This is a genomic window from Bacteroidales bacterium, from assembly GCA_023229505.1.
In the GTDB taxonomy this organism is placed as follows: Bacteria; Bacteroidota; Bacteroidia; order Bacteroidales; family JAGOPY01; genus JAGOPY01.
On sequence record JALNZD010000004.1, the window covers coordinates 66,559 to 83,503 of the forward strand.

A 16,945-nucleotide genomic window follows, 5' to 3' on the forward strand; every position below is an offset into this window, starting at 1 on the left:
ACTTTTAATTACCTTTGCTGAAACCCTATACCTTATGAAATACATCGGCGCTCATGTCAGTGCAGCCGGAGGTGTCGAAAATGCCCCGCTGAATGCTTACAAGATTGGAGCCAAAGCTTTTGCCATCTTCACGAAAAACCAGAAACAATGGAAAGCTTCACCACTGACGGAAAAAAGCATATCCCTGTTTAAAGAAAATTGTAAAAAATACGGCTACCTGCCTGAATATATCCTTCCGCATGATGGCTACCTGATCAATCCCGGAAGCCCGGATAAAGAAATGCTGGAAAAATCGCGGGTGGCTTTGCTGGATGAGATGCAAAGATGCGAGCAGCTTGGCCTGACCATGCTCAATTTCCATCCCGGGGCACACCTGAATAAGATAACGGAAAATGACTGCCTGAAAATCATTGCTGATTCTATTAATATTTGCCTCCGGAAAACAAATGGAGTGACGGCAATTATCGAGAATACAGCCGGCCAGGGAAGCAGCGTCGGTTATAAATTCGAACACCTGCGGACAATCATAGACCTGGTTGATGATAAAAGCCGGGTCGGTGTGTGCCTTGACACTTGCCATACTTATGCATCGGGTTATGATATCAAGCAGGAAGACGGATACCAATGGACTTTCAGCGAATTCGACCGGATTATCGGGCTTTCCTATCTTAAGGGGATTCACCTTAATGATGCCCGTAAAGGGCTTGCTTCAAGGGTCGACCGCCATGAAAGTATCGGCAAAGGGGACCTGGGGAAAGAAGTTTTTATCCGGATCATGAATGATCCCAGGTTTGACAATATACCGATCATCCTCGAAACACCGGATGAGGATATCTGGGCAGAGGAGATTGCATGGCTCTATGATGCTATTGGTCATTAGTCAATGGTCATTAGGTAGTCATAAAGTTGTAGACTAATGACTAATGACTATAACTCAAACTCCAGGAAATCCTGCTGCTCCTTCAACCTCCTATTCATCCCCATTCCCTGCAGATTAACATCATCCGTTTTTCGTGTTTCATACTCCGGTGTCAGCCGCTGACCAGTTGGTTTAAGCAATTCCGGGCCTTCCGCGCGCAGGTTTTTAATAGCAGGATCTATGGGATAAGCGTTCATAAGTTCCGCAGGGTATGGCCTGAGCATTCCGGTGACATCGGAAAGGGGAATATCGCTGTTAATCCAGGCTTGCTCATGCGATCTGGGCAGGATAACCGGAGAGCGATGATGGGGGATCTTTTGAAGAAGTTCATTTGCCACTGTTGTGATAATAGCAAAAGACCGGATGATCTCACCGGTGTCCTGATTCACCCATGTATCCCAGATCCCGGCAAATGCAAAAGGCCTCTCCCCTGCCTTCAGATAAACCACAAAAGGCTTTGATAGTTTCTCCTTCGTCGTCCCTTCAATAAAACAATCAGCCAGGACAAGGCATCTCTGTGAGCGGATAGGTTTCCGGAATGAAGGTTTGGTGATAATGCCCTTTGCACCCGCATAACCAGGGTTATCTTCCACGTTATGATCACCTTCAGCCCGCGCATTGATAAGATACATGGGTTTTTTGGCCCAGAAAGGGTTCATGCCGAAGCGAAACAGGTCCAGTTGCCTGGGGTTTTCATCAGTTATGACGGCAGCCAGTCTACCCGGGGAAATATTGTAACTGGGCCTGTAATCAAATCCTTCAGGGGCTTTAACATTGAAACGCTTTTCAAGTAATTCCACTTTTTGCACCAATACATATCTACCACACATCGATACAAAATTAATTAAGATTACCGTGGATTATTCTCAATTTTTTGGGTGACTTCATCCATAAAAGGCGCCAGGGAAATGCTATTATCCAAAGCAACCAAAATAGCAATGTAATTTTCAATTTGCCGGATCAGGATAAGGTTTCCTTTATTATCCCTGCAGCTGAATCCCTGAAAAGCCATTGTCACATCCGTAAATCGCTTGTTGTTTGAAATGCTTTGCCTGGCGTCGGCAAGAATTTCAAGTGCCTTCGACTGATCAGTGAATTTTATTACAATCCTGTGGTGACTGCCTTGGGAACAGGCTAATGCTTCCTGTATTTTAAAAATATCCTTATAATCAAAATAATAGAAATTAGATAAGGCAAGATTCCCTTTGAGAAAAATCACTTTCTTCCCCGGGTCCAGAAACTGAAAAGTTTGCAAAAGATCAGGATAACTTCCGTCATCCGGTATCTTTTGTCCGATCAGGTTAGCCAGTTTGGCCAGCAAAGGTTCATCAAGATGTTGCCGCGATGACCAGGATAAATTCACATAATATTTACTTTTCCAGAAAGAAATATAATCCTCTTTGACCGCTGACAGATTCCCGTACTGCTTCGACCATTCAGCAGCCTGCTGGGTTATGCTGAAAATGCCATAAGCTGAGGGGGCATCAATCATTTCATAAATTTCAACCTGGATATTGTTTAAAGACGGGTCAGCATAATGCGCTGAAACAACTCTTTCGAAACCATATTCGAGATAAAGATCAGCGCCTCCATCGATCAGGTCATACAAATTATCTCCAATAAATATCTGCGGTTCGGAGGTCATTTTCCAACCATTCAAATCGGCAAGCGTGGGAACAAGCTTTTCAATCTCCTGGCCTGCAAGATTTAGTGCACCCAGAATCATCATCGCGAATAACCATGTTGAAAATACCACTTTCATATTGAATCAAGCTTGTATTTCAGAGACTGATAATTTCGACAGATCCATTTCACCTATACCAAGTTCATACGCCCGTTTTACTGCAATAATATCATCCGCTTCCATATCAAGGCACCTTGCACCGAACGCATCAATCGCAACCGGGTCCGTACCGGCAACCACCAGGTCCAGTCTCTTCAAAGGACCGGGGCCGGCAGGGCCGTTACCAGTGATGAATTCCGAGGCATCGGCTACAGTCAGGTCAGGTTTTCTGACCAGGTTCAGGTCGGCAATACATTGCCCCAGGTATTCCGGGTCATTTCTCACACCCGATCCCAGGTGAAACGTGACATTTGTCTTCCTGGTACAAAGCCCCATCATATTTTTCAGCGCCCCTGTTAAGATCGTAGTCGCATGGTGTTTCAGAATGGGGATATTAATGAAAACATCAACTTCGCTAATCTTACGGATAATTTCAATATTTTTCAAATGGACTGCACCATCTAAGGTCTCCATAACCCTGAAATCCTTATCGTTAAAAACTGCGGGATGCTCATTTTTTTCAATCTGTACTAGTTCATCGATAATAAAACGATGTTTATCAAACTTCCCGGATCGCCGCCAGTAGTCTTTTGAAACCATCTGTAGCATAACAATCTCCCTCGCCCCTGCTTCCCAGCAAAGGAATAACATGGCCAGGGCAATGTCAGGCCGGGGATAAGTGCCCGGTTCTTCAAAATTCGAATTGAGGAGAAAACCCACCGACGAGCCATGAGGAACATATTTATTAATCCCGCCAAGTTCGTGAATAGCCCTGAGGGTGGCTTTATAATAATCGGAAGATTTAACCATGCAAAGGTCATGACCGGCAATATTTCCAAATAGCCTGAGAGGAACCAGGTTAAGCAGCATCCCGCCTGCAATCAGGCCGGATCCGCGGTAAATAAAACGTCGCCGGTCCATAGATCGATCAATTATTTAACCGGGAAATAAACATTAGTCTGCCACTTTGCGGTATCCGGTTCTGTCATTGGATCGGTAATATATTCTTCAATCGGCCCGCCATTTTCTTCCAGTCCGAAATCCTTGATAAATTCATCCAAAGCATTATAAAGGTACATCGTCTGGTCATAAGCCCCGAAATGGGTTCCCATGACCGCACGGGTTGCGGGTAAAACTTTATATTGGACCCTTCCTTTTCCGGCAACTTTACGATCCACCGGCACACAATTTTCGAATACCGTAAACTGGTTGGCTTCATCCCATTTGTGATACAATGACATGGGAGCACCTGCAAATTCAAACTTCGCGCTTTTTTGCAAGGTCATTATTTCGCCGAACATTTGTCCCATCTTCATTTCGATATCTGACCAATTGCATGAATCGATCACGGAGACAACGGCTTTTTCGGGAAACAGGGTAAGTTGCAATGCAGGCGGATCGGGCATGGCTTCGGTAACTTCCTTCAATTTTTCAAGTCCCTTGAGGAAAATAGGATTCATCATTGCCGGCATCATAGCACCGAAATATCTGTCAACCGGGTAAGACAGCGAAGGAATGTCCAGCGTCCAGGTAACCTTGGTACCGGCAGGATCGTCAGCAAATAAGAAATCGGAGGTTGCAGTTCCCCTTTGCCCGAAATCCAGAGATGAAGTGACTTTTTGATAAGGCTGGCTTTCGACAATCGTCATGCTGCCATCCCCGTATTTTTTACTAACCCATACCGTTTTTGCATTAACTCCCATTTTCGGGCCTTCATAAGTACTTGTCATCGCAGGATCGCCGGCCTGCCACGGGGACCATGCAGACCAGTTGTGGTAATTATTAACTTGTTTGTAAACCAGGCTTGCCGGTTTGTTGATCACCAGCGATTTTTCCATATGGATTTTTGATGGAAGGAAGAGGGCTACGATTAAGAATAATGCCACCAATATGGCCAGAATAACTCCAATGATTTTAAGTGCTTTCATGATTATTACTGTTGATTAAGGATTAGTGCTGATTTGTAATTATTAAATGATTGATAGTAACAAAGATAGGGATATTCGCTAATCACGCAAATGAATTTTTTGTTAACGGCTTGTTAATTGTGATGCTGCTCATTAAAATATTAAAAATCATGCAACTAATTAGTAAAAAAAGGTTGTCTAATCTAATCCGGTGTCATCCGCTAAAATTTGTGTCATTCGCGTTCAATTTAAATAGTATGCGGATAAAAGCGCATGTCCAACTGAAAATAATACTTGCGAAGTCTTCTGTGTGCCGGTCGTTCAGCATAGGATGCGGCAGATGTTCCCGGACATAGTATAAAGACACCCTAAATTTAGACTCATTATATATTTCAATTCAGTGTAAAAAGGGCCTGATTTTATATTAACTTTAAAGGTATCAAGAATATACCCCCCGACAAGTTCATATCTATATCTTTTCAAATCAAAAATTAATTCAAATGAAAACTTTGAAATATTGGCATTTTTTATTCATTCAACTTTTAGCCAGTTTATTATTCATTTTGCCTTTTAAGTCATTTTCCCAGGAATATGCAATTCCTGATACTTATCTAATAAAGGACATATGCCATTGTGATATTGATTTAGATGGCGATTATGATCTAATATTAAGTTCAAACTCATATGCTTTACCCGATTCTTTATTTATTTTCTTGAATGATGGAATCGGATATTTAACTAAGATTTCTCTTTGCAGATCAAATGGAATATTTGTTCAGTGCGGTCTCATTAATGATGATAATTATCCTGATATTATCACTTCAGACGCCGACAACATCTTATTTATGCAAAATAATGGTGATACTACATTTGGGGAGGAAGTAATTCTAGCTCCGACTTATGGTGGCAGGGTTATTGAATACATCACGGATATGGACGGCGATAGTTTGAATGATCTGGTTTATACCTACAGCGCTTATTACTGCAAATGGGGAATTTTAAAGAATGAAGGCAATTTACAGTTTACCGATCATGTCATTTTTGATGATGGCATGGGAGGAAATTTATTCCCGAGAATCGGATCCTTGAATGATGATAGCCTGCCGGATGCATGTCTTTCCTATCTGCCAACTGGCATCCATACTTTAATGAATAATGGAAATTTAACCTTTGATACATCCCTTCTTTGCACAAATAAAGCATCTCCGCGGATATGCAAATTAAATTTAACTCCTCCTGATGATATTTTGATCTTCAGCCATAACACTGATGAACTAATATTATATGAAAATCTCGGGAATAATGTGTTTATGAATAGAAACACACTTCCCTTAATTGATGCGCTGTCGTCAACTGATATTGCTGATTTGAACAATGACGGCTACGACGACTATAGTTTTGCTCTTTGTTTGTGGAGTGGATGTACAGATTCAATCTATATTTCAATAAATGATCACAATTGGACATTTTATAAACCACAGCAGTATTATGTGGGACCCATGGAATTATTCCGGACAGGGACGGCTGATCTGAACGGAGATAACTTCAGCGATATTATTATGTATGGTTATTCACCGCGAAATGCATTTAAAATACTATGGAATGATGGATTTGGAAGTTTCAGCTATGAAAATCCAGTAGGGATCAATGAAAGACTTAATCAATCAACGAAATTAAAAATAAGCCTAAAACCAAATCCATTTTCCACTTTTAGCCTAATAACAATAAAATCAACTATCAATTCTGAATTAAAGATTGTTATAAATGATTTGTATGGTAGACCAATTAAGGAATTTAATGCCGGGAAGATTAAAATTAATGAGCCGATTGAAATTAAATGGGATGGGAGAGGCTTTTCAGATCAAGAAATTCCTAAAGGGATTTATTTATTGATTGTATCAGATAATCAGCATAATACTCACACACAAAAAATAATTAAGTATTAACCAAATTCAACAGCCATGTTACTCAAAAAACAATTTTTAGCAGGAACCAAAATTTTAAGACAGCAACTGAAGCCCTCTTTATTTAGACCCATGATATATTTTCTATCACATCGAAAATAAATGATTATATTGTAATACCTTTAGTAGTGTTAAGACATAAATATATGAAAACCAAATCACAATCATCCTGCCATCGACCAAAAATATTCACTATGAAAACTAAAATAGCATTTTCAATTTTAGCAATCTTATTTTTGTTTAGTCAATTTGGCTTATCGGATGGATATAAGGTCCCTAAGTATGCTTATTCCCTGGACGTTTGCGATATTGACAATGACGGGGATATCGACATCATTTTAGGCAGCAATAACTATGGAAGTGATACCATCAGCATTTTAATGAATGATGGGTATGGGAACTTCTCACTATCTTATTTAATTAGATCAAATTTTGTTAATATTATTTGTTCATGTATAAATGCTGACAACCTCCCTGACATTGTGTCCCATAGCAGTGTCGATTCAGCGTGGGTTTATTATCCTAATTATGGGGATGGAATTTTCGGAAATAGTATCATTATTTCTAAGATAGTAGAGCAAAAAATTAACTTATTCAATTTGGACCAGAATAATTCTCCTGATTTTATTTGTTATGATCAAAGCCCGAATGGTATTCTGGGTGCTTTGTATAATAATGGTTCCGGGTCCTTTTCGCACTGTGATATTTTCGCACCACCATACGGAGGAATTTCAGAGCCGGACGCTGGGGATTTAAATGGAGATAGCCTTAATGACATTCTAGTCTCAGACTATAATAGCGGTGTTTCTATATTTTATAACCAGGATAGCGGCGTTTTTAATCAACAAAATATAGATATAAATCCGGTAACACATACTTATATCTTTGATATTAATAACGATGGATTCAATGATCTCGGACTGTACCGACATGTATTCTTCCCCGGAGGAATATGTACATTGAAAATTTTCGTAAATCAATCTTTTAATTTTATTCTCACGGATACAATACTTTTTCCACAAGGCACATTATTCGTGAATTTCGCTGATTATAATAATGATAATTATTTTGATATAGTATATGTACGAGGTTTATGGTCAGGGTCACTAGATTCCCTGTACATAGTATTAAATAACCAGGATTTGACATTTTCTTCCCCCGATAGATATTATGTGCCCAGCCCACAACTCCTTGTTGTAAAATCAGCCGATTTTGACGGAAATGGTTATAATGACATTGCTTATACTTATTACGGATCACAAGATTATGTGACAATTTTATTTAACGATGGAAGCGGGAAATTTGTGGAAAATCCATTGACATCAATTAATGCACAAGTTGATAAAGACATACATTTTAATGTCTATCCAAATCCTTTTAATTCTGGTACAAGAATTCGAATCGCAAATGTGCAATACCGGAAAAACCTCCTTCAATTTATTTATATAAGTGATTTAAAAGGTAATACCATTAAGTATCTACCAATTGCAGATTTTAATTCATTAGATGAAAATTATGATATTTATTGGGATGGAAAAGACAATCAAGGCAAGCGATGCTCTTCAGGAATTTATTTGTTGGAATGCATAGTTGGAAATTTTAAATACTTCACGAAAATAATTTTAGTCAACAATTAAATCTTCAATGCCATGAAAACCAAAAGATTTCTGAGACTTCTTGTTCTAACTATTTGCGTTAACTTTATCAGTTATAATACCAACGCATTCATTTCTAAAACCCAAGCAATTAGCATCGTAACTACTCAAATTTATTTGAACCAGCTTGATTCAATAAATATTTACTTATACCCGGATTCCATTACTGCTATCCACTATAAAATGTGCCCTTATGATTCGCTGTTAAATCCATATTCAACATCCTGGTTGTTTTTTGTTGATATTGAGCCATGGTATAATTGGGATCATAATTGCCGATATATTTTTATTAATTACACAAATGGAAATTACCAAATTATTAATGATCATACCCCACCCTTAAATTTTAAAGATAATTTTGAATCCATCTCAGTGGGGTTTGAAAAAGAGCCAATAGTTATACCGCAGGGAGTACCATCAGTCAAAAGGACTTCAACACCCGATCCACATAAATACGCGATTATTTTTAGTGGCGATGGGGATACCATGAAGTGGAATAATATGAGTCATATATACTGCGCTTTGCAAGAAAATTATGGATTTACAAGTGAAAACATGATAGTCTTATCCTTCGATGGAGAGCAACATGAAAAAAATAACTGGAGTCTAAATTTAGATCAAGATGAAAATAACACACCAGATATAGATGATTCTTGTACAAAAAACAAGGTGTTTGAAGCATTTGATTGGATGAAAGATCATCTTGGGGACGAAGATTTACTTTTTGTATTTGCTACGTGTCATGGTTATCATGGTGATCCTAATGTATCATATTTGAGATTATATAATTTTGAGCCTTTATGGGATCACGAATTAGCTCCTTACGTCGATGCTATTAATTGTTCAGAAATGATTTTTATTCTTGACGCATGTCACTCCGGTGGATTTGTTGATAACTTGGAAGGAGATCACAGAGTGGTTTATACTCCAGTACCTTGGTGGCAGGCTACACTTCTTCACGGGAATTGGCTGTTTGATGATTTCTCGTATGCCTGGGCTACAACTCTTCGTGGATATCATGCTTTAAGTCAATTTGAGCCATGGAATACTTCTTATCCAATTGGAGAAAATCCAGATATAGATTTAATATTTCCACATGTTACTGTAGATATTAACCCTGATGTTACAAATGGAGGGAATAATGATGGTCTTTTTCAAACCAACGAAGCATTAAATTATGGTATTTATTTATCCGAAGCAATTGAAATGTACCATGAAGAGCGTGTCCATACTGGATTTAATGAAGGTTTACCTAGCCTTGAAGGATTACTTAGCCTGCATGGTATTTCTGGTACAGTTACTTATGATCAGTCAGTTTCCGGGCCATTTCTTATAGGTAATAGACTAATTTTAGATAATGGTGTTGAATTAACAATACAGGATAATTCAAAATTTTATTTAAACCCAAATGCTACGATAGAAACAGCATATTCAAGTTCAATAATATTTAATGATAACCTTGAATTTTGGGGATTTGATAACAATAATTCTATTAATATCGCAGGATCGTGTTTATTCGGAGAAAACATTTCATTTAATGCACCTCAAGATGTCTATTGGGTTGGATTAAATATAGATAACACTATTAAACAGTACGAAATCTCTTCTTGTACATTCACTAATTGTGATTTAAACGCAAGTTGCTACAATCTTGCAGTCGATGATTGTGATTTTACAAATTCCGGTATTAACTTTACTCATGGAAATTTATCAGTAAATGAATGTTCCTTTACACATGCTTGCATAATCGCTTCATACCCATACGGTGCCACAAGTTCAATAAATGTAGATCATTGCGATTTCATCAATACTGGATACTCTAGTGGCTCTTCGATAGTTGTGGATGATTACAATTCATATGTAATCAGTAATTGCACAATAGCATATGATTATCATGCACATGGAATTGGGATTTTTTATGCCGGCAATTTCCAATTTAATGACAGACTTGTGACTGATTGCGAAATATATAACCCTCCATCCAGAACAAGTTTGGTAACTGAAGGTATCTTTGTGTACAACAGTATTAGTGATATTCAAAACAATAATATTCATAACAATGGATATGGGATAGCTCTTCTTAATATTTCAAAGTCCACCATCACCGGAAAAGAGGAATCTTCTACTGAGGAGGAAACTCAGAGAATAAAGAATAATATTTACAACCAGGTTATTATTTCCGAAAATTGCTTTCCAGATAAATTTGAGTGGAATTCTATTTACAACAATGACAATTCAGGAATTTATATTCGATATCTTTCTGAATGTGAAGAAGATCCATTTGAAATAAAGAATAATTACTGGAACGAGGAAGATAATTTAGACGACCATCTATATCCCTTTGAATGTTATAATTACAAGCCCATGTGGAATTTACAGGGTCAGCTTAAAGATCTGGACATGGCAAAAGTCCTATATGATTCAACTATTGTCCTGATTAGTTTAGGTTCTTTTAATCAGGCAGAGTCTATATTTAAAGATATTATCCTTACTTATCCTTTAAGTAAATATGCAGTTGCTTCAATTAAAGATTTATTCTATTTGAAAGATATTTACGATAATGACTATCAAGGATTACAGTATTATTATGATTCAATAGCAATTAATACTGAACAACATAATCTGGCTAAACTTTCGAGATTTTTTTCGAACCAATGCGATGTTGAACTCGGAAATTATCAAGATGCTATAAATTGGAACGACAGCGTGCTACTCAATCCGGAATCATTTGAGGATTCAATCTTTGCCTTAATTGACCGGGATTATGTTTATTTAAGGATGCAACATGAAACCGGTAAATCAGATCCAGTGGGTATTCCGTCATTTGTACCAAAAACCCACAAAGATTTCATTATAAAAAGGGATGAACTGCTTGACTTATTGAAAAATAACGATTCTAATTCTGCAGAAGTTGATCCGCCTGATAATTATGAAAATCAGGATTTTGAAGAAAGTTTACATCAGAACTATCCAAATCCTTTTAAAGATCATACAACATTTTCCTTTACATTAGCAGAGAATTCTGACGTATCATTGTGTATCTACGATCAGCTTGGCAGAAAAGTCATGAGCTTTCCGATAAAATTTTATTCTAAAGGAACCCATTCCATTGATTTTATGAATGATAAACTTTCTCCGGGAGTGTACTTTTATAAGATTTTGATTAATAATAAACCTCTGGATGCCAAGAAATTAATGGTTTTGTAAAGGACTAAAGGTTATTGGCTAATAAGAGCCGGATAATATTTCCAAAACAAAAACAGGCTACCTCGATGAGATAGCCTGTTTTTCATATCGCGAAGCCGATTGATCTACTTCACTTTATCCACGATAGCCTTAAAGGCCTCTGGATTGTGCATAGCGAGATCGGCTAAAACTTTCCGGTTTATCTCGATATTGTGTTCCTTCAGTTTTCCCATGAAAACAGAATACGACATATCATATTCCCTGACGGCTGCGTTGATGCGCTGTATCCACAAAGCGCGGTAATCGCGCTTTTTGATCTTGCGGCCAATGTAAGCATAAGACAGGCTTTTTTCATAGGCGTTCTTGGCTACGGTCCACACATTCTTCCGGCGGCCCCACTGGCCTTTCACCCGGTCCAGGATTTTTTTTCTTCTTGCTTTTGATGCTACTGCATTTACTGATCTAGGCATACCTTTTTTTTTTACTTCAGCGGCCTATATTTCATGACTCTTAGTGGCTGAAAGTAAGTTAACACTAATTGAATTACTGAAGCATTTGTTTGACATTTTTCACGTCGGCTGCCGACACTTCTGTAAAATGACCAAGGTTCCGTTTCCGTTTCTTGGACTTTTTGGTCAAAATGTGGCTTTTGTAAGCATGCTTCCGCTTGATCTTACCGGTACCGGTTTCGGCGAACCTTTTCTTGGCACCGGATTTTGACTTCATTTTAGGCATTTTGTTTTATATTGAGAGTTAGAGTTTCAAATTTCAGCCCCTACCCCTGAATCCCCTCCCCCAATTGGGGGAGGGGACTATGGGGAGGGGGCTATAGTTCACTTCTTCGGTGCAATCACCATGATCATCTTTTTACCTTCCAGCCGCGGTAATTGCTCCACCTTTCCATATTCCTCCAGGTCTGCGGCGAACTTTAACAGGATGTATTCCCCTTTCTCCTTGTAAATGATGCTCCTGCCTTTAAAAAATACATCCACTTTCACTTTAGCACCCTCTTCCAGGAACTTCATGGCGTGTTTCATTTTAAAATTAAAATCGTGATCGTCGATGTTCGGACCAAGCCTGATCTCTTTCACGACAATCTTAGCTGAGTTTGCCTTGATTTCCTTCTGTTTCTTTTTCTTTTCGTAAAGAAACTTCTTATAATCAACCACTTTGCAGACTGGCGGGCTGGCGCTGGGCGAAATTTCCACAAGGTCAAGATCTTGCTCCTCAGCCAGGCGTAAAGCATCTTTGATGTTATAAATTCCGGTCTGGACATTTTCCCCAACCACCCTGACTACCGGCGCCCTGATCAGCTCATTCACTTTGTAGGGTTCTTCCTTGGGCCTGATTTCCCGGCGCGGTGGCCTGCTTTTGAATGGAAATGACGTTGCTATAAGTATTCCTCCTGTATTTTAGTTAAACATAATATTAATAAAAGACCATTAAAGGCCTTTCAATGATTCTTCTACTTCGTTTTTTACCAGGCTGATAAATTCATCAACGGTAAATGTTCCAAGATCGCCCTGGCCATGTTTTCTTACTGAAACTGAGCCGGAAGCCTCTTCCTTTTCACCTACAACCAGCATGTAGGGTATTTTCCTGACTTCCGCATCCCTGATCTTACGACCTGCTTTTTCACTGCGTTCGTCAATAAGGGCGCGAATTTCGGAATTTTTCAGCAAATGTATAACTTTTTTTGCATATTCCTGAAATTTGTCACTGATCGGAAGGATAATTGCCTGATCGGGTGTCAGCCAGAGTGGGAAATTTCCTGCGCAATGTTCCAGCAATACCGCGACAAACCGTTCCATCGATCCAAATGGAGCGCGATGGATCATGATCGGGCGGTGTTTTTCATTATCACTACCGGTATATTCCATTTCAAACCGGTCAGGAAGGTTATAATCAACCTGGATGGTTCCTAGCTGCCACTTACGGCCTAAAGCATCACGTACCATAAAGTCCATCTTGGGGCCATAAAATGCCGCTTCGCCTTCCACGATTATATATTCAAGTCCGCTTTCCTGCGCCACTTCAATGATGGCCTGCTGCGCTTTGTCCCAATTCTCATCCGAACCGATGTATTTTTCCTTGTTGTTTGTATCCCGCAAAGAAATCTGCGTGGTAAAATCTTTAAAATCCAAAGCTTTAAAGATCAACATGACAATATCGATCACCCCTTTAAATTCATCTTTTAACTGATCGGGTGTGCAAAAAATATGGGCATCATCCTGTGTAAATCCGCGTACCCGGGTCAGACCGTGTAGTTCACCGCTCTGTTCATATCGATATACTGTTCCGAATTCCGCAATGCGGAGCGGCAAATCTTTGTATGATTTGGGCTTGCTTTTGTAAATTTCGCAATGATGCGGGCAATTCATCGGCTTGAGGAAAAACTGTTCACCTTCAATAGGGGTGTTTATAGGCTGAAAGGAGTTTTTCCCATATTTGGCAAGGTGGCCTGAAGTCCGGTATAATTCGATATTTCCGATATGAGGCGTTATAACCTGCACATAACCAGCCCTGCGCTGGACCTTTTTAAGGAACTGCTCCAGCCTTTCCCTCAGGTCTGCCCCTTTTGGAAGCCACAGTGGCAGACCTGCCCCTACTTTTTGAGAAAAAGTGAACAACTCCAGGTCACGTCCTAATATTCGATGGTCACGTTTTTTAGCTTCTTCGAGAAAGACAAGATATTCTTCCAGTTCTTTCTGCTTCGGAAATGTAATGCCATAAATACGAGTGAGCATCTGGCGTTTTTCATCTCCCCGCCAGTAAGCACCGGCAATATTCAGCAGTTTGACCGCCTTGATGAACCCTGTATCAGGCATATGGGGCCCACGGCAGAGGTCCGTGAAAGTGCCGGATTCGTAAAAGGTAATCTCTCCATCATTGAGGGCTGAAATGAGTTCAATCTTATAAGGGTCTCCTTTTTTTGTAAAATAATCAAGGGCATCTTTTTTCGTTACTTCCCTGCGCTTATAAGTCTGCTTTTCACGTGCAATGGCCAGCATACGGTCCTCGATCTTCTTCAGATCTTCTTCCGTAATAGTGTAATTCACGAAATCAATATCGTAATAGAAACCATTTTCTATGTCCGGTCCAATGCCAAATTTAACACCGGGATAAAGCTGCTCAATGGCTTCAGCCATCAGATGTGCCGAAGAGTGCCATACGGTGGCTTTGCCTTCGGTGTCGTTCCAGGTAAGCAACTGGATAGTTGAATCCTGGTGAATTGGTCGTGCCGCATCCCAGACTTCACCGTTGACCTTAGCTGCCAGCACATTTCTCGCCAGCCCTTCTGAAATGCTCAGGGCTATTTCCATCCCGGTTACCCCTTCCTGGAATTGCCTGACCGAATGATCGGGAAATGTGATGTTTATCATTGTAAAGATTTCTTTTTCAAAAATTGGGTGCAAAGGTAATGAAAACAAAGATTACAGCAAAATTTTAAAAAATATTTAAAAATATTTACTACTAGGTATTGCATAGTACTAAAATATGTATTATATTTGCAGCATGGATATCGAAAGAAATACTGCCCAAATGCGGAAAGGTGTTCTCGAACTGTGCATCCTTTCCATTGTTTCCCAACAAGATGCATATGCGTCTGATATTATTGAGAAACTTAAAGAAGCCCGGATGATCGTAGTCGAAGGCACGCTTTACCCCTTGCTCACGAGGTTGAAGAATGAAGGTCTGCTCAGTTATCGCTGGGAAGAATCTACCCAGGGGCCGCCCCGAAAGTATTATCGAATAACGGATGAAGGACAAACTGTTTTTGACCGGATGGCACTTAGTTGGAAAGAGTTGGTGGAGGCTGTCGATACACTCATAGCAATTAAAAATTAAAAATGAAGGTCGAAAATTGAAATACGGCTATCCGTATTCTGACTTCTGTCTTCTGACTTCTGTCTTCTAAATAAAACCATAATGAAAAAAACACTCAGTATTAACATCAGCGGGTTTGTCTTCCATATAGACGAGGATGCGTATGAAAAGCTTCACCGTTATCTTGAGGCCATCAAGTCCCATTTCAGGGGCTTTGAAGGCAAGGATGAAGTGATTTCAGATGTCGAAGCCAGGGTTGCTGAGATCCTTCAAAAAAAGATCTCCGGCAGCAAGGAAGTGATCACACAAGAAGATGTGGATGAAGTGATCGGAATTTTAGGGCAGCCAAGCGATTTTGCAATGGATGACGAAGATACCGCCAGCCGGAAAGAGTTCTTCTATTCCAGTATTCCAAAAAGGCTTTACCGTGATCCTGAAAAGAAGGTTTTCGGAGGGGTTTGCAGCGGCCTTGGTGCTTACTTTAATTTAGATCCTGTCTGGGTACGGGTCATTTTTATATTCATGATGCTGATTTCCGGTTTCGGTTTGCTGATCTACCTGATTCTCTGGATGGTTGTGCCGGAAGCCCGCACGACTGCTGAAAGACTTGAAATGAGAGGCGAACCGGTCAATATCTCCAATATTGAGAAATCACTTGGGGAGGAAGTGAATCATCTGAAAGAAAAGTTCAACGACCTGACCTCGAAAGCCAGGTACACTTATCGGAAAAAGAAAGAGGAATTCGATAGTGGCCACAGGGATCAATTTCTGGAGAGCATAGGTGATATCGGCAGGGTATTCCTCAGAATATTCCTGATCATTGCGGGAACCATTATCCTGATCCTGGGCATTGCATTAACAATAGCATACCTGTCAATAGTTTTCCGTTTCCCAATGATTACACTGTTTGATCAAGCCGGGGTTCACACATTTCCTTTATATCCGGTGATTGACAGGATCTTTGAGAATGATGCCGACTTGCGCACTTTTGCCACCGGGCTGATGATTTTGTTCGGAATACCTTTGCTCATGATGCTCTGGGCGGGAATCAGGCTGATCTTCAACCTGGCCCGGGCAAAATTCGTCAGTGGTCTGGCCGCTGTCATATGGTTATGCGCACTGGTCATCACCCTGGTCTTTGGTTTTAAGGTTGCTGATTCATTCCGTTATCAGGGGAATTTCACCAGGGAATCAATCCTTGAAATAAATAAACAGGACACGCTGCAACTGGTCACTATCCGCAACCTGCCCCAAATATCGGGCTGGGATCAATCACCCATGATTCAGATCCCTGAATGGAGAATAGCTATTTCAGAAGATGAAAAGGTCTTCTATGGCATACCTGAGTTGAAAATCAAGCCCAGCATCGATTCTGTCACACGATTAATTGTAAACACCAGTACAAGAGGCCCTTTTTCTGGCGAAGCCGCTGAAAGAGCTGAAAATATAACCTATTCCTGGCAACTTAAAAGCGATACGCTCTTTTTATCCGATAGTTTTATTCTGTCTGATGAAGATAAATGGAGAAAACAAGAAACAAGGGTCGAACTGCGCCTGCCTGCCGGAACTGTCTTCAGCCTTGATGATCACATTTATCCAATTCTTGGCTACCATAAAAATATTTCAAGGCATGATATGATAGGGACGATGTTTATCATGACCAATGAGGGATTAGTGAAGAGTGAAGAGTGAAAAGTGAAAAG

Annotated in this window: 14 protein-coding genes; 6 read left to right on the top strand and 8 right to left on the bottom strand. The window is 39.8% G+C overall.

The window, feature by feature from the left end; all coding sequences use genetic code 11:
* Positions 1–34: 34 nt before the first annotated feature.
* On the top strand, positions 35–880 hold the full coding sequence (gene nfo, locus M0Q51_02505; GenBank protein ID MCK9398852.1) for a deoxyribonuclease IV: 846 nt from the start codon (positions 35–37) through the stop codon (positions 878–880).
* Between the two features lie 47 nt (positions 881–927).
* Here the strand turns inward: nfo and M0Q51_02510 are convergent, their stop codons facing one another.
* Genes M0Q51_02510 through M0Q51_02525 form a run of 4 tightly spaced genes read right to left on the bottom strand, consistent with a single transcriptional unit; the run spans position 928 to position 4,630 of the window.
* A complete protein-coding gene (locus tag M0Q51_02510; GenBank protein MCK9398853.1) occupies positions 928–1,749 on the bottom strand; it encodes an SOS response-associated peptidase in 822 nt (273 codons plus the stop codon).
* Positions 1,750–1,769: 20 nt separating this feature from the next.
* Entirely contained in the window at positions 1,770–2,681 is a 912-nt protein-coding gene (locus tag M0Q51_02515) for a hypothetical protein (protein MCK9398854.1), read from the bottom strand.
* Between the two features lie 6 nt (positions 2,682–2,687).
* Positions 2,688–3,623, bottom strand: a complete 936-nt coding sequence (locus M0Q51_02520) for a DUF362 domain-containing protein (protein MCK9398855.1) — start codon at positions 3,621–3,623, stop codon at positions 2,688–2,690.
* Positions 3,624–3,634: 11 nt separating this feature from the next.
* Positions 3,635–4,630 carry an SRPBCC family protein gene (locus tag M0Q51_02525; protein MCK9398856.1) on the bottom strand — a complete coding sequence of 332 codons (996 nt, stop codon included), beginning with the start codon at positions 4,628–4,630 and terminating at the stop codon, positions 3,635–3,637.
* A gap of 479 nt (positions 4,631–5,109) precedes the next feature.
* Between M0Q51_02525 and M0Q51_02530 the strand changes: the two genes are divergently transcribed.
* From M0Q51_02530 to M0Q51_02540, 3 genes are all read left to right on the top strand, one after another.
* Positions 5,110–6,555, top strand: coding sequence for a T9SS type A sorting domain-containing protein (locus M0Q51_02530; protein ID MCK9398857.1), 1,446 nt, complete (start codon positions 5,110–5,112; stop codon positions 6,553–6,555).
* Between the two features lie 212 nt (positions 6,556–6,767).
* Positions 6,768–8,210, top strand: a complete 1,443-nt coding sequence (locus M0Q51_02535; GenBank protein ID MCK9398858.1) for an FG-GAP-like repeat-containing protein — start codon at positions 6,768–6,770, stop codon at positions 8,208–8,210.
* 12 nt (positions 8,211–8,222) lie between these two features.
* Positions 8,223–11,435 carry a T9SS type A sorting domain-containing protein gene (locus M0Q51_02540; GenBank protein ID MCK9398859.1) on the top strand — a complete coding sequence of 1,071 codons (3,213 nt, stop codon included), beginning with the start codon at positions 8,223–8,225 and terminating at the stop codon, positions 11,433–11,435.
* Positions 11,436–11,539: 104 nt separating this feature from the next.
* On the opposite strand, the gene rplT is transcribed toward M0Q51_02540, so the two are convergent.
* The 4 genes from rplT to thrS form a co-directional block, all read right to left on the bottom strand.
* Positions 11,540–11,884: a 50S ribosomal protein L20 gene (gene rplT, locus M0Q51_02545; protein ID MCK9398860.1), complete on the bottom strand. Its 345-nt coding sequence runs from the start codon at positions 11,882–11,884 to the stop codon at positions 11,540–11,542.
* 73 nt (positions 11,885–11,957) lie between these two features.
* Positions 11,958–12,149 (bottom strand): 50S ribosomal protein L35, encoded by a 192-nt coding sequence (rpmI, locus tag M0Q51_02550; GenBank protein ID MCK9398861.1) that lies wholly within the window; start codon positions 12,147–12,149, stop codon positions 11,958–11,960.
* A 98-nt stretch (positions 12,150–12,247) separates the two neighbouring features.
* A complete protein-coding gene (gene infC, locus M0Q51_02555; protein MCK9398862.1) occupies positions 12,248–12,763 on the bottom strand; it encodes a translation initiation factor IF-3 in 516 nt (171 codons plus the stop codon).
* 93 nt (positions 12,764–12,856) lie between these two features.
* Positions 12,857–14,797 (bottom strand): threonine--tRNA ligase, encoded by a 1,941-nt coding sequence (gene thrS / locus M0Q51_02560; GenBank protein ID MCK9398863.1) that lies wholly within the window; start codon positions 14,795–14,797, stop codon positions 12,857–12,859.
* Positions 14,798–14,912: 115 nt separating this feature from the next.
* Here thrS and M0Q51_02565 point away from each other — a divergent pair, with 115 nt between their 5' ends.
* Positions 14,913–15,263 (top strand): PadR family transcriptional regulator, encoded by a 351-nt coding sequence (locus M0Q51_02565; protein MCK9398864.1) that lies wholly within the window; start codon positions 14,913–14,915, stop codon positions 15,261–15,263.
* 81 nt (positions 15,264–15,344) lie between these two features.
* Entirely contained in the window at positions 15,345–16,934 is a 1,590-nt protein-coding gene (locus M0Q51_02570) for a PspC domain-containing protein (protein MCK9398865.1), read from the top strand.
* Positions 16,935–16,945: the final 11 nt, after the last annotated feature.